Genomic DNA, 22,740 nt, shown 5'->3' on the forward strand with positions numbered 1-22,740 from the left:
CCACAATGAGGGCAAGTAAACTTAGCTCCTCGTTTAAAATTTAAATAAATATGAAGTTGTTCTTGTTCTTTATTAAATTCTTTATAACTAACAAACCATGGATCCTTTATATCTAATGCTTCTTGAAACATATCTAAATCTTCTTGAGTGTGTAACATTGACCATACCTCCAGTATTATTTTCATAGATTATTACCAGTATGGTCTATTAGATTTTTTTTAATCCAATATTATTTAGCGAGGAAGCTTTATTTTTAAGTTTAACATTAGTATTAATATCAATGTTACCTGTGTATCCTGTAAAATCGGCTTTTCTAGAAGATGTAAATGGATATTTTTCGAGTATGTATGTTAAAAAAGAGAATTTAGACGCTATTGAAGAATTTTCTAACTTATTATTTTCCCAATATAATATACGAAGTGTAAAGGAGTTAACATCTACTCAAAAGGAAGAAGCTAAAGAAATGCTCAGAAGTAGTACAACCTATACAGAAAAAGCTATAGAAGCAATAGTCGAAAAGGGAATAGGTTTACCTGCAGTCCCACCTCCCGAAAGGAACGTAATTGATATTTCTGTACCTTTAAGGAATGATTATGATAGAATTAACGAAGTAGACGAAAACGGTAACTACATATGGTCTGACGAAGATATTTATGCTTATTTAAATTCTATGTATCCTTCAGGAGATGAACGCTATCCATCTTTTCCTCTTGAAATTGAGTATTTCAATAAAAAGTATCCTTTAGACTTTAAAGCAATTCGTGAATTCGGCGTAATTAAGTGGGGAAGACCAGAGGACGTATCAGAAGTAACTAGATTTACTAACGATTACGACGAAACAACAGAAGAATGGCGATTCTTGGGTCTATCACGTGACTTGTATGTTGTTAATAATCCTAATTTTCCACCTGATACTAATGGTGTAAATCCTAACGTATATTTAAGAAATTTTATTAATGAGCCATGGGAAAAGTGGAATACTATTGTAAACTATAAATTCAGACCTAGACGAGAAAATTATTGGATGGATTCGAATTTCAACAACTTCCGAACTAACTATTGGAACTTGTATCCTATAGATAAATATAAAGAGTTAGGAATGGTATCTGAAAGCAACTTTGAAAAACATCAACTGGATTTAAACAAACGTAATCGAATTTTCTTAGTTGAAACACCTCCTTCTCACATTAACTTAGGAATGGCTACAGAATGGCATGGAAATAACGGTCGTTACTATGATTCCTTTGTTTTAACAATGAACGTTTTAACTTATGACTTTGAATTAGTGGACTTAAACATGGATTCGAACGGTTTAATTACTATATAAACGTAAAGAATACAACAACGAAAGACGATCATCCTGTTTTTTAGGACAATTTACTACATATCATATATCCAATAACTAATGTAGGTTATGTAATTGCGATGATGGTAGCAATGGCGATTCGGTTTGTAGAAACACGCGATTGAATTTTTCGAGAGAACGGGAGAATATGATGAATATTTATAAAAATTTGATTTTGATTAAAAATAAACAAACAAATGAATTTGAAGATAAAACCACTAAAATTAGTTCGGTAGAATACTTAAATAATCGAGTTATTATGGTTACCTATTCGGGAACTAATAAGGTTTATAAATATAATTTTGTAAATATACGTGTGTTTAAAGATCCTGAAATTATTAATCTTGAAAATTTGATTGTATATATTGATGAGATTCCAATTGAGAACGTTTCTTCAGTACTTGATTTTGGAGAATATATCAGAATCATTGATAATAATAAAAATACAACCACATATCATAAATCAAGAGTGTCTTTTCAAAGTTCAATTCTAATATTTGAAAAATCAAAAGCTATTTTCGATTACTTCAAAGAGCTCTCAAAATATCTGAACGTTACGGAAGATGGTAAAAAAGTATTACTAGATCAATATGATAAGCTCACGAAAGTGAGTGAACAGAGTGTCTTATCCACTTATTTATCTGGCAAATCATTAGAATCAAGGAAAAATGATGATGTACCAATATTTCCATTTGGAATGAATTTAAGTCAAAAGAAAGCTGTTAAAACTGCTTTGGAAAGTACTATTAGTATTGTTGAAGGACCTCCTGGAACAGGGAAAACACAAACAATATTAAATATCATTGCAAATGTTGTTATGAAGGGAAAAACTGTTGCAGTTGTTTCCAATAACAATTCTGCTACTTCAAATGTACAGGAAAAGCTTGAAAAGAATGGATATGGTTTTATTACAGCTTTACTAGGCAACTCAATCAACAAAAAAGATTTTTTTGATAATAAACAATCAGCTATTCCAAATATATCAGATTGGTCTGAAGAATTGGAAGATATTAAACTATTATCGGAAGAGCTTAGCAGAATTTCCGAAACCTTAGAAGCCTTACTTGCGGATCAGAATCAAATAGCACAGTTACAAGAAGAGGTCTCCAAACTAAAAGTTGAACAAACCTATTTCGATAAACAATTCAAAGGTAAGTATAATTATATACCACCATCAAGTTATTCATTTCATAAAAAATGGTCTTCTGATTCAATCTTAGATTTCATTACTCATTTTGAAAGAATTTTTTTAACAGGACGAGAAGAGAAATTCATGGAAAAAACATTTCTTTTCTTTAGGTACGGTATCTATAAATTAAATCTAGTTGCTAAAAATCAAAAGGATGTTATTGCCTCTCTCAAAGGAGACTACTATAGAATAGGTATTGAGGAAAGAGAAAAACAAATATCTGCCTTAAAAGATAACCTTAAAAATAAAAGCTACGAAGGACTAATGAAGGATTATACCGAGGTATCCACAAAGCTATTTAAAGCTTCAATACATAAAAGGTATTCAAATTCATCCAGAAAAATTTACACAATTAAAAACTATAAACATAAATTCAAGAATTTTATCAAAGATTATCCAGTTATTCTAAGTACAACACACTCTATATTGAACAGTGCTCCTAATAATTATTTGTTTGACTATTTGATAATTGACGAGGCATCGCAGGTTGACTTAGTCACAGCTTCATTAGCACTTTCATGTTGCAAAAATGTTGTTATTGTTGGGGATGTAAAACAATTGCCACAAATTGTTCCTACTGAGATTGAAAAAATAAGTGACAAATTATTCTACAAACTTAACGTTAGTGAAGCTTATAACTATAAAAACAATAGCATTATTGCATCGCTAAATAAATTATATAAGGAAGATTTGCCCAAGACTCTATTGCGAGAACATTATCGTTGTCAACCTAAGATAATTGGGTTCTGTAATGAGAAGTTTTATGATAACCAACTTATTATTATGACTGAAGAAAAGCAAGATGATAAACCTCTGAAATTATATAAGACTGCACCAGGTAATCACGAACGTATTGATATACAAAGTGATGAAAAGGGTAGGTACAACGTAAGGCAAATTGAAGTTATAAGAGACGAAATTTTTGCTGCCAATAAGAATAAATATAATGACTTAAAAAATATCGGAATTATATCTCCCTACAGGCGGCACGTAACCGAAATTAAGAAACGTATTAAACATCCAGAATTAGAAGTTGACACTGTACATAAATTCCAAGGTCGCGAAAAGGACACCATAATTTTTACAACTGTAGCAAATGAAATTACACCATTTATTGATGACCCCAATTTAATCAACGTAGCCGTATCCCGGGCTGTTAAGGAACTCATAATCGTTACGTCAAATAAATTATTTAAACAACACGGAACTTATATCGGTGATTTAATCAGATATATTGAGTATAATTCACTAAGTTCCGCCATTATCGAAAGCCAAAAAATCTCAGTGTTTGATCTACTATATAGTGAGTATTCAAAAAAGCTACTTAAAATAATGAAATCAACTAAGCACGTTTCTGAATATATGTCAGAAAATCTTATGTATAGCGTTATTGAAGAGGTTTTATCCTACCCGAAATTCAGTTCATTCAAATGTGTTATCCATGTTCCACTTCATTCTATCATTAAGGACTTTTCTAAACTATCAGAAGAAGAGAGGAGATTCGCTGAAAATCCTTGGACCCACGTTGATTTTTTGATCTACAATAAACTCGATAAGGAACCAGTTCTAGCTATTGAAGTAGATGGTGTAAAGTATCATCAAAATAATCCTAAGCAGCTTCAAAGGGATAAATTAAAAGATAAGATATTGAAAGAGAATCAGCTTAGAATAATTAGAATATCTACTAATGAAAGTGGAGAAAAAGAAAAACTTATAGAAGAACTTGATAAGATAATTAAGCTTTCCAGTTAGCCAAAAAATCATTGAAACGCTAAATATGCGTACTATAACTAAATAAAAGTAAAGGGTTTTGTAGCGGGAATTTAACAAACTAAGTTAAGAGGGGAGGGGAGTGTAATGCCCATAGAATCAGATGCTCTATTAATATTGTATTTTAGTTTTTTTCTGATTACCGCACTATATCTAGGAATAATTATCTCGTTGTGGGTCAAATGTAAGCATGATGCACATGTTTGGTTTATATTTTAATTGATTTTTTAATATTTAGTTTCTTTGAGTTTATTAAATTATTTAAACCTAATCCTGAAAATCCAGCAACGTTTTTATCAGAAGAAAATATACTTACCTAAGGAATAACAGGAATGTTATGGGCTTGGGAGTATGATTTGTATGACTAATTGTTAAATTGCATTAATAATTGTCGCTTTTTCTATTGAATTTACAGTAATTTTAAAATATTTTTAAGATTCGACGTGTTTCGATAAGTTTTTCAAATATAATTTGATATAATTCGGATGATTTAGTTAATTAGTGAATATGTTGTTTAGTCATACAGAAAATCTAATTGCAATTCTTTAACTAAGGCATCCTGGATTAAGAAAAAATGAGTGGGGGTATTTAAAAAAAATGAGAGAAAAAATAGTAGTATTATTAATCATTCTAATTAGTATATTGAGTACAAGTGTTATTGCGAATCCTCAAACAGACTTAGAAAGCGCAGAAGCATTAAAAGAGTTAGGATTATTTCAAGGATCTGATAAGGGCTTTGAATTAGAAAGACAACCTACTAGAGTGGAAATAGCTGTGATGATGGTTAGATTGCTAGGAGTAGAGCAAGAGGTTTTGAAAGGTAATTATGAACATCCATTTGTTGATGTACCTAATTGGGCAGATAAATACGTAGGGTATTTGTTCCAAAATAACATTACAAAAGGATTGAGTGAGGATACTTTCGGTTAAAAAATATAGCAACTGAAAGAGATTATGTTACATTTGTTTTAAGAGCATTGGGCTATTCTGATACAAAAGGAGACTTTGAATGGGCAAATGCGATAGAGTTTGCAAATACTATTGGATTAACTAGTAGAAATAATAATATTTTTACAAGAGGAAGTATGGTTGATATTTCTTATAGAGCATTAAATATAAACTTAAAGGATAGCCAAAACACACTTCTAGAAAAAATAAAAGCATATAGAGCTATTAGTGGAATTCCTATTGAAGAACCATATGTTATTGTATTTAAAGATAAAATTATTGAAAAAGAAGTACGGGATATACTAGATAGAAAAGAAGGAAAAATATTTAATACAGATTTAGAAGGTATTCATTTTTTATTTCTTAGTTCATACCATGATGGAAATATAAAATCTCTGGATGATTTGAAATTTTCCCAAATTTAAAATATCTGGAATTGTCTTCTATCCAAGTTGGCGATATAAGTCCTCTGAAAGAATTATATAACTTGGATGTATTGAAATTCACTAACTCCAATATTAGAAATATAAGTTTTGTGAAAGGACTAAAAAATTTAAGTACTTTGGAATTGGATTACAACCAAATTAGTGATATAAGCCCATTGAGTGGAATGACGAATATGTATGAGTTGCGCCTCTCTAAAAATAATATTAGTGATATAACACTTTGAAGAACATGTATCGTTTAACTAATTTGCATTTGGATTTTAACAAAATTAGCGATATATCTCCATTAAAAGGATTAAGAAGCTTAGATTCGTTATTTTTGAATAACAATCAAATAAATGATGTAACTCCATTGAAGGAATTATCGTCAAACTTAGATGTCTTGTATATTTGGAAAAATCCAATTACCGATTATACTCCTCTTGAAGAGTTAGAAAAAACAATTATTTACAAGTAAAATCATTTTAAAATACTTTGAATCTTTTTTATCTTAGTTTGTATTATATTTAAATAGCATTATATAACTAAAATTCAAATAAAGAAAGGGGGATAACTAAAAGTCATAAGATTCGATTTTCGGAAAATTGAAAAGATATTATTAAAGATATTATTAAAGGAGTGATTAGAATGGATATGAAAGAATTTTTATATCAATATTCTGTAGAAAGATTACGTAAACTAGGAATATTGCATTATGATAGAAATGAATTAAATGGTAAAAGTTTCGAACCCATAATTAAAGAAATGAAACAAAGAGGCATAAATAGACTTGAGCATGGAGAATGGTATTTAGATAAATCAGGGAATTTTAGGAATCCAAAATTATCAAAAACAAAAGAAGGAAATGCATATAAATTATTTGAAGAAGGAAGATTAAGAAGATACGGTGATGTTTTTAAGGATCAGAATGTAAGGATAAACCCATACTATAAAAATCCACATAAATAATTATATATAATTCACATATAAAAAGCAGGTAGTGAGAACTAGGACGAAAACTTACAATTTATGGTTTCGTCCTTCTATTTTTCTATTCTAGTTTACATAATATATATTATCGGACTCAAAATTAGAATATATGTTCTTAGTTTTAGTGGTCTCAATCGTTTAGTATTCTTAGGATAATGAGACGGAATAAAATTTAGTGATAAATCTGCTAACGATTAGCGATTGATTTTAATGAAATCCATTTGAAAAATAAAAAAAAGAAACCAAAACTCTTTATATGGTTGGTCTCTTTTCAACTTCTAATACATTGTTTTACAGTTATTTATTATTCTATGTATTTTCTATCTACATCTTCTTCTTTCATATTATTCATATAATATTCTTGGTATCTTCTATGTACAGTTGCTTTTGAAACATCGTAACCAAAACCTCTTAATGTTGCTGCAATTTCTTTAAATGTCAGGTCTAAAGATCTTAAACGAATTATCTCGTCTATTGGAACTTCTTTTTTATCCCTCCCCCCTTTGTCAATGTTCTTTAAGTTTTTTTCTGGACGATATCCTGATTCTATCGCCCTTTTCATTCCTCTTGAAATTTTTCTGTTGTTTAATTTCCTTTGGTATTCTTCGATAACTGCTAATATTTCCAATATCATCCCATCCATTTCAGATAAGATGAGTTCACCTTGATGTTCCAATGAATATATTTTACAATTATATTTTTTAATTTGATGTAGTATAGCGATTTTAGTATTCCCTCTTCCAATTCTAGTTTCATCTTGTACGACAATTACATCAACTTCTTTATTTTTTAATAGATTTAATAAGATATATATTCCTTCCCGATCTATTTCATAACCACTTTCTTGTTCTTCAATTACATCTACAATATCCCATCCCATTTTTTTGCAAAATTTTATTCCTTCCTCTGACTGTCTTTTCAAACTAGTTGTCTGACTCTCTTTTTCAGTACTAACTCGAGAATATACTAGAGCTTTCATAATATCTCCCCTAATATTTACTTTTTCGTCAACAATTACTAGCAAATACATTCTTTTAATATTTAATTTACGCTTTTTTTCTTATGCCCTTCATATTTGGTTTTTATGAAATTATTATAAAACCTATATACTTTACCACTATTTTTATAAAAAAACGGCTTAAAACCGAATTTAGAAGGTCGTTTTTTAGCTATTTTAATTTTTTAACTACGAAATATTCAATTTTTGGAAAATAATTTACCGGAATGACTAGGCCTTACCTCTTCAACTTGCCAGTCCTGATTTATCCATAGTCCTATTACATTAACATCTAAATCCCAGGATTGTATTACTTTGATTGCTTCGCGTATTTGTTGTATATGTATCTTCTCATCGACAGGATTTCCAGCACAATCATAATGTCCTACGATTGCAATATGCTTTGATTTATGGTTATCTACCGAAATCTTGATTCTTCTTTTTATTGATTGAATTATAGTATGGTCTTTATTTTCCGCTAAAATCTTGTTTGGTCCAGGTTCAGTAATCATATCTACAAAATCAGCTGAAAATTTTGCACTAAGGTACCCTATTACAGGTTTTTGCACTCTTCCATCCATACAATTTATCACTGTTACAAACTTCCTCATTATTTTCCTCCTTATCTGGATGCTTTTACAGCTAAAGTTTTATAATTTTAACGTAATAGTTCCTTCTTCTAGGGCCATCAAATTCACAGAAATATATACCTTGCCATGTGCCAAGAGTTAATTTTCCATCTTCTATTATAACTGTTTGAGAGGAACCAATTGTACTAGCTTTTAAATGAGCAGCTGAATTCCCTTCTATATGACGATCTCTTGAGTGATACCATGGAAAAACTTCGTCTAATCTCATCAATATATCATGAATAACGTCAGGATCAGCATTTTCGTTAATTGTAATTCCTGCAGTAGTATGTGGACAATAAACTACCACTATCCCCTTTTCTATCTTTTCTTGTTTTATTAGTTTATTTATTTCTGATGTTATTTCGATCATTTCATCACGTTTTGTGGTTTGAATACTTATCTTGTGTTCCATGCATACCCACCTTCTCTTAATAAACATTATTAAAAACTTTGATAATAATATTACATAGTAAGGCTTGAAAAGTCTAATTCAAATTTTATAAAGTTCAAGGTTCCGTGTCCATACATTAATAATTATAAACATATACCCCATGGATTTTACCACTACAATCACATTTATACCGTTACTGGGTATCATATTAATATAATTATTATATATAGTTATAATAATCCTTTCATATTAATTTTTTTAAAAAAACATTTGCAATACCCTACTGAGGTATTGTATAATGATCTTGTAATTAAGAAAGGAGGATCTTAATTTATGGGAGCAACAAAAGTAGAAGCAAAAACAACCAAACAGATGTCCCTAAAGATTCATGGGATGACCTGTGCCAACTGTGCTTTAAAGATTGAGAAAAGTTTAAAGAAGCTTCCTGGTGTCTCAGATGCCAACGTCAACTTTGCCGTTGAAAAGGCTACTGTGATATATAACCCAGACGAAGCAAACCCTGCTCAATTTGAAGAAATTATCAATAAGCTGGGTTATTCTGTTCCAAAGTCAAGGGTTAAATTAAAGATTGTTGGAATGACCTGTGCTAACTGTGCACAAAAAATCGAAAAGAAACTAAATAGCCTCGATGGCGTTTCATCAGCTACCGTAAACTTTGGAATGGAGATGGCAATGGTAGAATATAACGAAAATGTTATTACTGTTGCCGAGTTAAAACAGTCTGTTCAAAAATTAGGATATGAGGCATTTTCTACTGATGAAGAAGGCTCCGCGGATGCGGAAAGAGAAGCTAGAGAACGTGAAATTGCAAAGCAAAAGAGACTGTTCATCTTCTCTGCTGTTCTCTCAGCACCTCTCGTTCTTTATATGTTCGCAGAGATCTTTTCATGGAACTTGCCGTCCATATTCTTTAATAAATATTTTCAGCTAATCCTAGCAACACCTATTCAATTTTATGCTGGATGGCAATTCTACGTTGATTCTTACCACAACTTAAAAAATAAGTCAGCCAATATGTCTGTACTTATTGCTTTAGGAACCTCAGCTGCTTACCTTTATAGTATTCTCGCCACATTCTGGGGAGATGTTATTGGAGAAACAACGGTTTATTATGAAACTGCTGCCGTTATCATTACTTTAATTATCTTAGGTAAGCTTCTTGAAGCAGTTGCTAAGGGTCGAACTTCTGAAGCTATTAAAAAATTGATGGGATTACAAGCAAAAACCGCTCGTGTCATTCGTGATGGCGAAGAAATGGATATTGCTATCGAAGATGTAATTGTAGATGATATTATTGTCGTTCGTCCTGGAGAAAAGGTTCCTGTTGACGGTATTATAGTCGATGGTTCTTCCAGTTTAGATGAATCCATGATCACAGGAGAAAGTATTCCTGTAGAGAAAAAGGTTGGCGATGAGGTAATTGGAGCAACTATAAACAAGCATGGTACTTTTAAATTCAAGGCAACAAAGGTAGGTAAAGATACTGCTCTTGCTCAGATCATTAAGATTGTTGAAGATGCCCAAGGCTCCAAAGCGCCTATTCAAAGAATGGCAGATAAGATTTCATCCTACTTTGTACCTGCGGTTGTACTTATCGCTGTTCTAACTTTCACAATTTGGTATCTAATTACTGGCGATTTAACTAGCTCTCTTCTTTATGCAACAGCTGTTCTGGTAATCGCCTGCCCATGTGCTTTAGGTTTAGCTACACCAACCGCAGTTATGGTCGGTACTGGTAAAGGTGCGGAAAACGGTATCCTGATTAAAGGCGGCGAACATCTTGAAAATGCCTATAAGACTCAAGTGATAATCCTTGATAAAACCGGAACGATCACCAAAGGGGAACCTGAGCTAACAGATATCATTTCTTTGTCCAAGGAATGGAATGAAGAAAAATTATTGAGAATTACCGCATCTGCGGAAAAAAATTCTGAACATCCATTGGCTGAAGCGATTGTAGCAGGTGCTAAGGCTAGAGGAAGTCAATTGGTAGATCCTGAATCTTTTCACGCAATTCCAGGTCATGGAATTGAAGCTACAGTTGAAGGATACCATGTATATGTTGGTACTAGAAAATTAATGAATGAAAAGAATATCTCATATTCTGAGCATGAAAAGGATATGGAGAAATTAGAGAATGATGGAAAAACAGCAATGTTGATTGCCATAAATAATCAGTTAGTTGGTTTAGTGGCTGTTGCAGATACTGTAAAGGATACTTCTGCAGAAGCTATTGAAGCTCTACAAAAAATGGGACTAAGGGTAATGATGATTACAGGTGATAATGTTAGAACTGCTCAAGCTATTGCCCGTCAAGTAGGTCTTAAACCTGAAGATGTCTTAGCCGAAGTTCTGCCTGAAGACAAAGCTTCCAATGTCGATAAGTTGAAAAAAGAAGGCTACGTTGTGGCAATGGTTGGTGACGGTATTAACGATGCCCCTGCCCTCGCTTCTGCCGATATCGGAATTGCGATTGGAACTGGTACCGATGTTGCTATGGAAGCAGCTGATATCACCCTCATGCGAGGTGATTTACGAGGCATTGTAGCTGCTATTCGCTTAAGTCGTCAGACCATGAGAAAGGCAAAGCAAAATCTATTCTGGGCGCTCATTTATAATACATTAGGCATACCTATCGCAGCTTTAGGTTTCTTAAGTCCTGTGCTTGCTGGAGCAGCTATGGCCTTCAGTTCAGTATCAGTTGTTACCAACTCAACTTTACTAAAAAGCTTTGACCCCATGAAAGGGTTTAAATAAAATAAAAATATTTATTTAAGGAGGAATTCATAATGGGATGTTGTAGTAGCCATAATGAAACAAAAATAACTTTAACTGTAGAGGGAATGACATGCGGACACTGCAAAAGCAGTATTGAAAAAGCTCTAAGCGAACTAGACGGAGTTAAATCCGCTGTTGTTGACATCGAAGCTAAAAAAGTAGACGTTTCTTACGACAGCGGCAAAGTAACTGTTGATGCCATAAAGGCAGCTATCGAAGATGCTGGCTACAGCGTTGCTTAAATTAATTGAGTATTAGAAAAGGGAAGAACATTTCGTTCCTCCCTTTTCTTTTTTTATTCTGCTAACTCTAGAGCAATTTCAATCATTTGACTGAATGTTTCTTGACGCTCTTGAGCGCTTGTTTCTTCTCCAGTAACCAAACTATCACTAACAGTTAGTAGCGTTAGGGCATTTACTCCAAATTTGGATGCTAGCGTATACAGACCTGCGGTCTCCATTTCCACAGCTAATGCGCCAAATTCAGCCCAAATTTTCCAAGAATCAGGTTTATCGTTGTAGAAGGTATCAGATGTAAAGACATTACCAACTTTAACATTAATATTTTTTTCCTGGGCTTTATCATAGGCTTTCTTCAGTAATTCAAAACTTGCTGTAGGAGCATAATCCCTTCCATTAAAACGAATTTTATTAATATTAGAGTCTGTTGACGCACTCATCGCCAAAATTACATCTCTAATCTTTACATCAGGTTGAAGTGAACCACAAGTTCCAACCCTTATTAAATTTTTAACTTTGTAACTATTAATTAACTCATGTGCATAGATTGATATCGATGGTATTCCCATTCCAGTACCCTGTACAGAAACCCTTTTTCCTTTGTAAGTACCAGTGAATCCGTACATTCCTCTTACTTCATTATATAGGGTTACGTCTTCAAGAAATGTTTCTGCAATCCATTTAGCTCTTAACGGATCTCCGGGTAAGAGAATTGTTTCAGCTATTTGCCCTTCTTTAGCTCCAATGTGTACACTCATATTATTAATACCTCCATAAATTAGCCTTACTACGAAAGTATAACCTTAATGTAATAAATTATGCAATTGTAAAATCATATTTTTTCTACCTTAACTGCAGCAACTTTGTATTCTCCTGTATGACTCACGGGGTCATATACACCGTTAGTTAAGACGTTAGTAGGAACATCTCGATAATGGAATGACATCCATATTGTCCCTTCTGTTACCCGATCCGTTATTTCAAAACTAGTAATTACTTCTCCCCTTCTTGAGGTAATTTTAATTTTATCTCCTTTTTTGATACCTAATCGTTTAGCATCTTTTGGGTTTACCATTGCTAATTCCTCCGGATGATATTCACTCAAGCTAGAGGAATACTGAGTAGTTAAGTTGTAATGGTAAAACCTTCTACCGGTAGATAAATAATATGGATATTCTTCATCAGGTAATTCAGCAGGAGGAATATGATCAATTCCAATGAAGACTCCTTTTCCTTTGGTGAATTTTCCAACATGAAGAACTTCAGTGCCTGGATGATCCTTTGTAGGACAAGGCCAGTGTAAGCCATTTTTGTCTAGGCGTTGGTAATCCATACCGGCATAGATGTGTGTGAGCGATGCCATCTCATCAAAAATCTCTGAAGCAGATTGATAATGCATTTCGTAGCCCATCCGTGAAGATAATTCACAGATAATTTGCCAATCCGGTTTGGAATTACCTATTGGATCAATGGCCTTACGAACCCTTTGAACCCTACGTTCAGAGTTAGTAAAGGTACCATCCTTCTCCGCAAAGCTTGATGCTGGTAAAATCACATCTGCTAGACGTGCCGTCTCATTCATAAAAATATCTTGAACTACTAGAAAATCTAAGTTTTCTAGCGCTTTTCGGACATGATTGCTATCCGGATCACTTAGTACTGGGTCTTCACCCATAATATACATTCCTCGAATAATACCGTTTACTGCATCATCAAACATCTCAGGTATTGTTAGACCAACTTTATCAGATAACTCCACACCCCATGCTTTAGAAAATTTCTGACGGGCTTCTTTATTGAATACTTTTTGGTACCCTGGGAATACATCAGGTAAACTACCCATATCACATGCACCTTGGACGTTATTCTGGCCACGCAAGGGATTTACGCCCACATTTTTACGACCTAAGTGACCAGTCAACATTGCTAAATTTGCTATGTTTATTACATTATTCGTACCCGTAACATGTTCTGTAATTCCTAGAGTGTAACATATTGAAGCTTCGTAAGTATTTGCATATAGACGTGCAGCTTGATAAAGCAGTTCCTCATTAACTCCGGTAATTTTAGCAACCTCACTAGGCGGATAATTCTCAACTGTTGCTATTAACTCTTCAAAATTTTCGGTTTTACTCTTTACAAACTCTTTATCCCACAACTCTTCTTTGATAATAATATGCATTAATCCATTCAATAGCGGAATGTCTGTACCAGGAATTAATGGAAGCCAAATATCGGCAATGTCTGCCATTTCAGTCCTTCTTGGATCAGCAACAATTAATTTAGCACCATTACGAATAGCTTTTCTCATTTTTAAAGCAAGTACTGGATGTGCTTCTGTTGGATTAGAACCGATTAAAAAAATCAAACTGGTATTTTCAATATCTTTAAAGGAGTTAGTCATAGCTCCACTACCAAATGAAGCGGCAAGACCTGCCACTGTTGGAGCATGTCAAGTACGAGCACAGTGATCTATATTATTATTACCTATTACTGCCCGTACGAATTTTTGCATTAAATAATTTTCCTCATTTGTACATCTAGCTGAACTTAGTACGCCTATTGACTCATTTCCATACTCTTTCTTAATTTCTGAAAATTTTTCTGCCACAAGATTTAGAGCCTCGTCCCATGTAGCTTCTACAAATTCACCATTCTTTTTAATTAAAGGTGTCGTTAGTCTATTAGGATTATGGATATAGTCATGGCCAAATCTACCTTTTACACAAAGGTGCTTACCATTGACAGCGCTAGTTGGATTAGATGTTACCCCTATTACTTTTCCATCTTTAACATTTAAATCAAAATTACATCCAACAGCACAGAATGAACAAGTTGTTTTCACTTTCTTTACTTCATAACTTCTTCCTTTTCCAATCATATTCTTTTCTAATAAAGCTCCAGTTGGACATACTGCTACACAACTTCCACAAAAGATGCAGTCTGATTCTGCCAATGTTAAATCTAAATCAACCGTAATTTTTGTATCGAATCCTCTGTAAGCAAAATTCAAAACATCTCTACCTTGTATTTCTGAACAAACGCGTACACATTTTCCGCAATTTATACATTTGTTCATATCTCTAACTATGAACGGATTATCTGTTTCTATTGGATAATCGTGTCTTATTCCTTGAAAAGATATCTCTTTTACATCATATTCATAGGCATATTGTTGAAGTAAACAGTTTCCATTCTTTTGACATGTCATACAATCTAATGGATGATCTGCTATTAATAATTCAAGTATCATTTTACGAGATTCTACTACGGCAGCAGATTTAGTTTTAACATTCATACCTTCTCTTACAACAGTCGTACATGATGTAGGCAAATTATTCATTCCTTCTATTTCTACCACACACATTCTACATGAGCCAGATAAACTCAACTCTGGATCATAACATAGGGCTGGAATATTAATTCCCAACTTTTCAGCGGCCTGTATGACAGTTGTACCTTCAGGTACAGTTATCTGTTTACCATCTATCGTTAGGGTAACATTAGACATTATATCTCTCCTTCTCATTATATTCGTGTAATAGCATCAAACTTGCAAGCATCCATGCAAGCTCCACACTTTATACAAATTTCGGTATTGATAACATGAGGTTGTTTCTTAGTTCCCGAGATTGCACCAGTAGGACAAACCCTGGCACACGCAGTACAACCAACGCACTTCTCTGGATCTATTCGATAATTAATTAAATTAGAACACACACCTGAAGGACATCGTTTTTCCTCAATATGTGCTAAATACTCATCCCTAAAATATCTCAAGGTAGATAAAACTGGATTAGGTGCTGTTTGACCAAGACCGCACAACGAAGTTGTTTTCATCACTCTTGCTAGTCTTTCTAAGAGATTTAAGTCTTCTATTTTTCCTTTCCCAGCGGTAATTCTCTCTAATATTTCTAACATTCTGGTTGTTCCTTCTCGACAAGGAGTACATTTTCCACATGATTCGCTTTGGGTAAATTTTAAAAAATAACGTGCTACATCAACCATACAAGTTGATTCATCCATAACTACTAAACCACCAGACCCCATCATTGCTCCAGCTTCAATAAGAGAATCATAATCTACAGGCAGATCTAGTAAATCTTCAGGCAAACATCCTCCAGAAGGACCACCAATTTGAACAGCTTTGAACTTTTTCCCGTCTTTAATACCTCCACCAATATCAAATATTATTTGACGCAATGTTGTACCCATTGGCACCTCTGCTAAACCTGTTTTGGCAATCTTACCAGTTAGGCTAAAAATTTTTGTACCCTTACTTTTATCAGTCCCAATAGATGAATACCATTCTACTCCTTCTCGGAAAATCAAAGAAACATTGGCGTAAGTTTCAACGTTATTGTTGTTAGTCGGATGTTGCCACAAACCTTTTAAAGCAGGAAAAGGTGGACGTATTCTTGGCATTCCTCGTTTTCCTTCGATTGAATTTATAAGTGCAGTTTCTTCACCACATACAAATGCTCCTGCACCTACCTTAATATGAATCTGAAAATTAAATCCCGAATCTAAAATATTATAACCTAATAGTCTTTGTTCCTTTGCTTGATTAATAGCTATTTGCAACCTCTTTATAGCTAAGGGATACTCAGCTCTAATGTAAATGTAACCTTCACTAGCTCCTATTGCGTATCCAGCGATTATCATACCTTCAATTATTGAATGGGGATCCCCCTCTAATATACTGCGATCCATAAATGCTCCAGGATCACCTTCATCAGCGTTACAAATAATATATTTTTTTTCGCCCTTAGCATCGCGAGTAAATTGCCATTTTTGTCCCGTAGGAAAACCTCCCCCTCCCCTACCACGTAATCCTGATCTTTTAAGATTATTTATCACCTCTTGGGGTGTTTGTTTTAGAACATTTTCTAATCCCTCATACCCTCCAGTTGCGATATATTCTTCAATATTTTCAGGATTAATCCGACCACATCTTGCTGATACTTCACGGGTTTGAAGGTGATAATACGGAGTATGTTCCATATCAGGAATAGGATGAATACTTGTTCCATCTTCAGCTAACATTTGAAATTCCGCCCACTCTATTACCGGATTACCATTGATGATATGTTGTTCAACAATTCGCTCTACCTTCTTTGGAGTAATATCGCCATAGACAACATTCTCTTTTCCTGGAATATCCACTTCCACATTAACTTCCCTATAACACATCCCTATGCAACTCGTAATGTTTATCTCTACGTCTAAGCCATGCTTTTTAATTTCAGATATAAACTCATTCTTTACTTTCTCAGCACCTGCTGCTATTCCACAAGTTCCCATTCCGATAGAGACCCGAGGTCTATTTAGCTTGAGATATTTATAACGCAGATGATTACGCAACTCTTTTAAACTCTTCAAATTGTTACCTCCTTATTGAAATTGGTCGAGCAACTTACTAATTTTATCTTTTGTCACTCTTCCAAAGGTTTGCTCATCTATCATAACAACAGGCGCAAGACCACAAGCCCCTAAACAAGCAACAGGCTCTATAGTAAATCGTAAATCAGCTGTGGTTTCACCGCTTTTGATTCCTAATTCCTCTTCTATTAACTTTAAAATATTATCACCACCACGAACATGACAAGCCGTCCCTGAACAAACTCTAATTATATGTTTACCACGGGGTTGCAAACGAAATTGTGCATAAAAAGTTGCAACACCATATACTTCGCTGTATGGAAGCTTTAAAAAATTTGCAATTTTTTTCATAGCTTCTTTCGGTAAATACCCATATATTTCTTGAGTTGCCTGCAAAATTGGAATTAATGAACCATTATGACCAACGTACATATTCAATATTTTCTCTAGATCAATATCTTTTTTATCTATTAAATTACTAATAATCTTCTCCTCCTTTGATCGTTATTGTTATATTCGCAAATATAAAATAACAAGAATAGTAAACGCTTTCATACATAATTATAATACTTGTTTAAATTTTTTGTATAACAAAAAATTTTATAATTTTATAAAAATATCGAGGTATAGATATTTACTTTACTTACATAAAACTTTTTCTGATGTACATACTTATCATGAGTACAATGATTTTTATGAAAGGAGCTGATTAGATGGCATTAAAAGAACAAGCAAATAAAAAAAAATCACCACGTAACAAAAATGAATTTTTACGAGATGGTAAACCGCTAGAACAAGCAATTGTTGGCACTGAAAACATAGTTGTTGATAAAGAAAATCTAATGATTGATAAAGATGAAGAGTAGACGTAACCTTTTAATCGGTAGGCTATTGATTTAAACTCAATAGTCTATTTCTATATTTAAAATATTATTAAAAATCAATAATTAAATGATTTAAATGATTAAATATTTATAATAAAATTGATATGTAATACATGTGGAAATAAATCCAAAAAAGGAGTTATTAGAATGGAATTTATCCAGATTATCTTAATTCTTATTACTGGAATCCTTGCAGGATTTTTAAATGTTATGGCGGGTGGTGGATCATTGCTAACGATGCCAGTACTAATTTTTCTAGGACTTCCATCAGCTGTCGCCAATGGTACAAATCGAATTGCACTAACAGTACAAAATATAGTGGCTATCCTTAACTTCCGTAAAAATGGTTATTTTGACTGGAAATTTAGTTTAATGCTAGGAATTCCAGCCTTGATCGGATCGATTCTTGGGGCAAATCTAGCAATTTCTCTTCCTGACGAAGTTTTTAATAAAATTTTAGCTATTATAATGGTTATCGTTTTAATAATTACATTATGGCAACCCCACAAAAAAATTCAAGCTGCACGAGAATATCGCTCTCTGAAAAGGAATCTCATGGCAATGTTCGTTTTCTTTTTTGTTGGAGTATATGGTGGATTTGTACAAGCTGGAGTTGGATTTATCATAATTGCTAGTTTAGTCATCATAACTGGCTTACCATTAGTAAAGATAAACAGTATAAAGGTTTTTGTTGTCCTTATTTATATGTTGTCATCTCTGACGATATTTATTGTCAATAACCAAATTGACTGGAGTTTAGGGTTCACCTTAGCTATAGGTAATGGAATTGGTGGCTGGCTAGGGAGTAAGATCGCAATGGATAAGGGAGATAAGTGGATTCGCATTTTTCTTGTTATTACAGTAACATTAATGGCTATAAAACTATTTACTTAATGCAAATCCAATAGCTTTTAATGCATGTAAATATGTTGTATCAAATAATGGGGTTGAAATATCTTCTTGTTTTATCAAAAGGCCTATTTCGGTACAACCAAGAATTATTCCTTCAGCCCCCTTATTTACCAACTCATACATTATTCTCAAAAAATGATTTTTAGATTCGGCATTTATTTTCCCAAATACTAACTCCTCAAAAATAATACGATTAATCAATTCTATATCTGGTTTTTTAGGGATTACTACTTCTAAAGCATAATTCTCAATTAAACGCTGTTTATAAAAATTTTCTTCCAATGTGTATTTTGTACCAAGTAACCCAACCCTCTTAATCCCTTGAGAAATAATTACTTCAGCAGTTGCGTCAGCAATATGTAACATTGGAATGGTAAGTGTTTTTTCTATTTCATTTGCTACTTTGTGCATAGTATTTGTACATAGAACCAAAAAATCTGCTCCTCCTCTTTCAAGGTTCTTAGCAGCTTCAACTAACACTTGAGCAGCTTCTTCCCATTTTCCCTGATTTTGGTACCTTTCAATTTCTTCAAAATCGACACTATACATTAAAGATTTTGCTGAATGTAACCCACCCTTTCTTTGGTTAACTAGTTCATTGATAAGTTGATAATAAATTAGAGAAGATTCCCAACTCATTCCGCCAAGTAATCCAATCGTTTTCAAATAATCAGCTCCCTACTTAAAATATATTTAACAAACTTTCCTTAATAATACTAAAATTTTAAATAATTAGTCAGTATTTGAAAATATCCTTCAGAGAAAAAAATTTGAGCACTGCATTTTTGCAGTGCTCTATTTTGGGGGATCCTTAAGATCTATTCTGAAAGAAATGGAAATATTTTTGTTAAAATACCAGTTAGATTCAGAAGTACTAAGAAGATCAAAACAGGTGCAACAAATTTAACTACATAATACCAAAGTCTTCCTAAGGTATCTTTTTCTTCATAGTCAGCAGCCTCAACTGCATCTTTAGATTTCATAACCCATCCGACAAATAACGCGATTAAAAGTCCACCTAAAGGAAGTAAAATATTTGAAGCTAAAAAATCCGCGGCATCAAAGAAATTTTTACCAAATATTTTAAAGTCTTTCATCACACCACTCGATAGCGATGAAGGAATACCCATAACAAAAATAATTGTTCCTATTAACCAAGTAGTTTGTTTTCGTGACCAGTTAAATTTATCTGAAAAATATGCAACAGGCACTTCTAAAAGAGATACAGCTGAGGTTAATGCAGCAATAGTTAATAATAAGAAGAATAATATTGCAAAGAACTGACCAGCTGGTAGCTGTTGGAATATTGCTGGTAATGTAATAAACACAAGTCCTGGACCTGCATTAGGTTCCATATTAAAGGCAAACACTGCTGGGAATATTGCTAATCCTGCCAAGAGTGCTATCAGTGTATCTGCACCGGATATCCAAAGTGCTGCTTTTGGCAAATTCTGATCCTTTGGTACGTAACTACCATAAGTTATCATTGTACCCATTCCTAAGCTTAAAGAGAAAAATGCGTGTCCTAAAGCGATTAAGAAGGAAGTTGGTTTTAAAGCACTGAAATCTGGCTTCAAAAGAAATTCTAATCCTGCACTTGCTCCAGATAACGTAACACTTCTAATAGCAATTATTACGATTAATAAAGCCAGCGTAGGCATCAAAAACTTATTCCATTTTTCAATTCCTTTATTGATACCTCCAACAACAATTAAGATAACTAATAACATAAATAATAATTGCCATAAAATAGGTGAATAAGTTTCAGAGATAAAACTTCCGAAATGAGCTCCCAATTCTTCAGGTGCAACGGATAAAATCTTACCTGTTAATGATTCGAATGTATAATTTAGTGCCCAACCAGCTACAACACCATAGAACGATAGGATAATAAATGCTGCTGCAACACCCATTAACCCTGTTAAATACCAAGGCTTATTCGGAGCTAATTCTTTAAATGAACTTACAGCATTCATTTGTGTTTTTCTACCAATTAAAAACTCAGATAACATAATAGGTAATCCGATAAGTGCAATTGCAAATAAATAAACAATTATAAATGCCGATCCACCATTTTCTCCAGTAATATAAGGAAATTTCCATATATTACCTAGGCCGACTGCTGAACCAATTGCTGCTAACATAAACCCAACCTGGGTTCCCCACTGCTCCCTCTGTTTAGTTTGGCTTGTTACATTTCCATCCAATCTCATCACCTTCCCTTAACATTTAAAAGTTGTAATGTTTCACTGCTTTAAATTATTATACACGATGATATTAGGTTAGGCTAGTAAAAATTTCAGAAAAATTTCAATTTTTTAGAGATCCATAAAAAAACTCCTTACCATCCTAGATGATAAAGAGTTAAATGTTATTGCAATTGAATCTTTATTCAACCGGTTCTAAACGTGCAAGAAAATGTCTAAGTACCTTAGGTTCATATGTAAATCGCAGTCCTTTAAGTTCTTCTCTTCTCTGATAAATATTAATTAAGGCATTCGCAATAACCTTCATATGATTATCAGTATAAACTCTACGTGGAATAGTTAGTCGCAAAAATTCGACTGGCGATATTAATTCTTCTCCTGTTTCTGGGTCCCTTCCTAGTAGTAATGACCCAATTTCTACTCCACGAACACCTGCTTCAATGTACAATTCAACAGCTAATGCTTGAGCTGGGAATTGAGTTTGTGGAATGTGAGGAAGGAATTTTTTTGCATCTACAAATACCGCGTGTCCTCCCACTGGTTTTTGTATTGGGACGCCGGCATCGTCTAATAATTTACCCAAGTAGGCAACCTGTCCAATTCTATGACTAAGATAGTCTTCAGATACAACTTCTTTTAATCCCAATGAAAGGGCTTCCATATCCCTGCCTGCTAAACCACCGTAAGTTGGAAATCCCTCCATAGGAACAACCATACTTCTACATTGATCATATAATTCTTCATTATCCTTTATTGCTAACATTCCTCCAATGTTAACTAGACCATCTTTCTTAGCACTCATAGTTAATCCTATTCCATAACTAAACATTTCTTTAATAATAGCTTCGATTGACTTATCTGCATAACCTTGTTCCCTTTGTTTAATGAAATATGCATTTTCAGCAAATCTTGCAGCATCAAAAAATACTGGGATATTATATTTCTTGCCAATTGCACTTACACCTTTAATATTTTCCATTGATACCGGTTGGCCACCTGCACTGTTACATGTAATCGTAATTAAAATAAAGGCAATTTCATCCCTATCGTGTTTATTTATGAATTTTTCTAATTTATCTAAATCAAAATTTCCTTTAAAAGGATGTTCTAAATCTGTATCATAAGCTTCTTCGATTACAAAGTTTAAGGCCCTACCTTTAGAAAGTTCAATATGTGCTTTTGTGGTATCAAAATGCATATTCCCTAAAACATATTGTCCAGGTTTTTCAATTAAGATAGGAAATAAAACTTGTTCGGCTCCTCTTCCTTGGTGAGTTGGAATTACATATTCATAGCCGATTAAATCATTGACTACTTCTTTTAAGTGATAATAATTTCGACTTCCAGCATAGGCTTCATCACCAAGCATCAATCCTGCCCACTGTCTATCGCTCATTGCCCCTGTACCACTATCTGTTATTAAGTCAATATAAACATCCTCGGAACGTAAAGCAAATGGATTATACCCTGCTTCAATGATTTTTTTTATCCGCTCCTCTCGAGGAATTTGTTTAATTGGTTCTACCATTTTAATTTTATATGGTTCTGCTTCATAATACATTCTTCGTCACCCTTTCTATCTATCTTAGTTAAAGAGACATATATAAAAAATAATATCATTATGTCAAAA

The 22,740-nt window shown here is 33.3% G+C and carries 21 protein-coding genes; 11 read left to right on the forward strand and 10 right to left on the reverse strand.

The window, feature by feature from the left end:
- Nucleotides 1–343 precede the first annotated feature (343 nt).
- From BHF71_RS01750 to BHF71_RS01775, 7 genes are all read left to right on the forward strand, one after another.
- Complete coding sequence (locus BHF71_RS01750; protein WP_069655954.1) at nt 344–1,327, forward strand: hypothetical protein; 984 nt, start codon at nt 344–346, stop codon at nt 1,325–1,327.
- 169 nt (nt 1,328–1,496) lie between these two features.
- Complete coding sequence (locus tag BHF71_RS01755) at nt 1,497–4,286, forward strand: AAA domain-containing protein (protein ID WP_069655955.1); 2,790 nt, start codon at nt 1,497–1,499, stop codon at nt 4,284–4,286.
- Nucleotides 4,287–4,901: 615 nt separating this feature from the next.
- Entirely contained in the window at nt 4,902–5,234 is a 333-nt protein-coding gene (locus tag BHF71_RS01760; RefSeq protein ID WP_069655956.1) for an S-layer homology domain-containing protein, read from the forward strand.
- Nucleotides 5,235–5,281: 47 nt separating this feature from the next.
- A complete protein-coding gene (locus tag BHF71_RS01765) occupies nt 5,282–5,677 on the forward strand; it encodes a hypothetical protein (RefSeq protein WP_069655957.1) in 396 nt (131 codons plus the stop codon).
- A gap of 110 nt (nt 5,678–5,787) precedes the next feature.
- Nucleotides 5,788–5,922 (forward strand): leucine-rich repeat domain-containing protein, encoded by a 135-nt coding sequence (locus BHF71_RS12545; protein ID WP_425425365.1) that lies wholly within the window; start codon nt 5,788–5,790, stop codon nt 5,920–5,922.
- Between the two features lie 5 nt (nt 5,923–5,927).
- Nucleotides 5,928–6,155 (forward strand): leucine-rich repeat domain-containing protein, encoded by a 228-nt coding sequence (locus tag BHF71_RS01770; protein ID WP_245683803.1) that lies wholly within the window; start codon nt 5,928–5,930, stop codon nt 6,153–6,155.
- Between the two features lie 170 nt (nt 6,156–6,325).
- Nucleotides 6,326–6,646 carry a hypothetical protein gene (locus BHF71_RS01775; RefSeq protein ID WP_069655959.1) on the forward strand — a complete coding sequence of 107 codons (321 nt, stop codon included), beginning with the start codon at nt 6,326–6,328 and terminating at the stop codon, nt 6,644–6,646.
- Between the two features lie 325 nt (nt 6,647–6,971).
- On the opposite strand, the gene BHF71_RS01780 is transcribed toward BHF71_RS01775, so the two are convergent.
- From BHF71_RS01780 to BHF71_RS01790, 3 genes are all read right to left on the reverse strand, one after another.
- A complete protein-coding gene (locus BHF71_RS01780; protein WP_069655960.1) occupies nt 6,972–7,646 on the reverse strand; it encodes a YneB family resolvase-like protein in 675 nt (224 codons plus the stop codon).
- Nucleotides 7,647–7,864: 218 nt separating this feature from the next.
- Complete coding sequence (locus tag BHF71_RS01785) at nt 7,865–8,275, reverse strand: carbonic anhydrase (protein WP_069655961.1); 411 nt, start codon at nt 8,273–8,275, stop codon at nt 7,865–7,867.
- Between the two features lie 31 nt (nt 8,276–8,306).
- Nucleotides 8,307–8,708 carry a secondary thiamine-phosphate synthase enzyme YjbQ gene (locus BHF71_RS01790; protein ID WP_069655962.1) on the reverse strand — a complete coding sequence of 134 codons (402 nt, stop codon included), beginning with the start codon at nt 8,706–8,708 and terminating at the stop codon, nt 8,307–8,309.
- A gap of 312 nt (nt 8,709–9,020) precedes the next feature.
- Between BHF71_RS01790 and BHF71_RS01795 the strand changes: the two genes are divergently transcribed.
- Both BHF71_RS01795 and copZ read left to right on the forward strand, forming a co-directional pair.
- A complete protein-coding gene (locus tag BHF71_RS01795; RefSeq protein ID WP_069655963.1) occupies nt 9,021–11,465 on the forward strand; it encodes a heavy metal translocating P-type ATPase in 2,445 nt (814 codons plus the stop codon).
- Between the two features lie 32 nt (nt 11,466–11,497).
- Nucleotides 11,498–11,728, forward strand: a complete 231-nt coding sequence (gene copZ, locus BHF71_RS01800) for a copper chaperone CopZ (RefSeq protein WP_069655964.1) — start codon at nt 11,498–11,500, stop codon at nt 11,726–11,728.
- Between the two features lie 53 nt (nt 11,729–11,781).
- Here copZ and deoD read toward each other — a convergent pair whose 3' ends face one another.
- The 4 genes from deoD to nuoE form a co-directional block, all read right to left on the reverse strand.
- Nucleotides 11,782–12,483 (reverse strand): purine-nucleoside phosphorylase, encoded by a 702-nt coding sequence (gene deoD, locus BHF71_RS01805; RefSeq protein WP_069655965.1) that lies wholly within the window; start codon nt 12,481–12,483, stop codon nt 11,782–11,784.
- Between the two features lie 74 nt (nt 12,484–12,557).
- Nucleotides 12,558–15,254: a formate dehydrogenase subunit alpha gene (fdhF, locus tag BHF71_RS12215; RefSeq protein ID WP_483855418.1), complete on the reverse strand. Its 2,697-nt coding sequence runs from the start codon at nt 15,252–15,254 to the stop codon at nt 12,558–12,560.
- A complete protein-coding gene (nuoF, locus tag BHF71_RS01820; RefSeq protein ID WP_069655968.1) occupies nt 15,254–17,107 on the reverse strand; it encodes an NADH-quinone oxidoreductase subunit NuoF in 1,854 nt (617 codons plus the stop codon). Before nuoF ends, fdhF begins: the two co-directional genes overlap by 1 nt.
- Nucleotides 17,108–17,119: 12 nt before the next feature.
- Nucleotides 17,120–17,593 carry an NADH-quinone oxidoreductase subunit NuoE gene (gene nuoE, locus BHF71_RS01825; RefSeq protein ID WP_069655969.1) on the reverse strand — a complete coding sequence of 158 codons (474 nt, stop codon included), beginning with the start codon at nt 17,591–17,593 and terminating at the stop codon, nt 17,120–17,122.
- A 227-nt stretch (nt 17,594–17,820) separates the two neighbouring features.
- Here nuoE and BHF71_RS12015 point away from each other — a divergent pair, with 227 nt between their 5' ends.
- Both BHF71_RS12015 and BHF71_RS01830 read left to right on the forward strand, forming a co-directional pair.
- On the forward strand, nt 17,821–17,973 hold the full coding sequence (locus BHF71_RS12015; RefSeq protein ID WP_176717277.1) for a hypothetical protein: 153 nt from the start codon (nt 17,821–17,823) through the stop codon (nt 17,971–17,973).
- Between the two features lie 165 nt (nt 17,974–18,138).
- A complete protein-coding gene (locus tag BHF71_RS01830; protein WP_069655970.1) occupies nt 18,139–18,885 on the forward strand; it encodes a sulfite exporter TauE/SafE family protein in 747 nt (248 codons plus the stop codon).
- On the opposite strand, the gene BHF71_RS01835 is transcribed toward BHF71_RS01830, so the two are convergent.
- The 3 genes from BHF71_RS01835 to BHF71_RS01845 all read right to left on the reverse strand — a co-directional run bounded on the left by BHF71_RS01835 (nt 18,874) and on the right by BHF71_RS01845 (nt 22,671).
- Complete coding sequence (locus BHF71_RS01835) at nt 18,874–19,569, reverse strand: aspartate/glutamate racemase family protein (protein WP_069655971.1); 696 nt, start codon at nt 19,567–19,569, stop codon at nt 18,874–18,876. The two genes, BHF71_RS01830 and BHF71_RS01835, sit on opposite strands and share 12 nt — an antisense overlap.
- Before the next feature lie 152 nt (nt 19,570–19,721).
- A complete protein-coding gene (locus tag BHF71_RS01840) occupies nt 19,722–21,116 on the reverse strand; it encodes a sodium-dependent transporter (RefSeq protein ID WP_069655972.1) in 1,395 nt (464 codons plus the stop codon).
- 175 nt (nt 21,117–21,291) lie between these two features.
- The gene (locus tag BHF71_RS01845; RefSeq protein ID WP_069655973.1) at nt 21,292–22,671 is read right to left on the reverse strand and encodes a tryptophanase; all 1,380 of its coding nucleotides are present in this window, start codon (nt 22,669–22,671) and stop codon (nt 21,292–21,294) included.
- Nucleotides 22,672–22,740: the final 69 nt, after the last annotated feature.

Source organism: Vulcanibacillus modesticaldus, from assembly GCF_001730235.1.
In the GTDB taxonomy this organism is placed as follows: Bacteria; Bacillota; Bacilli; order Tepidibacillales; family Tepidibacillaceae; genus Vulcanibacillus; species Vulcanibacillus modesticaldus.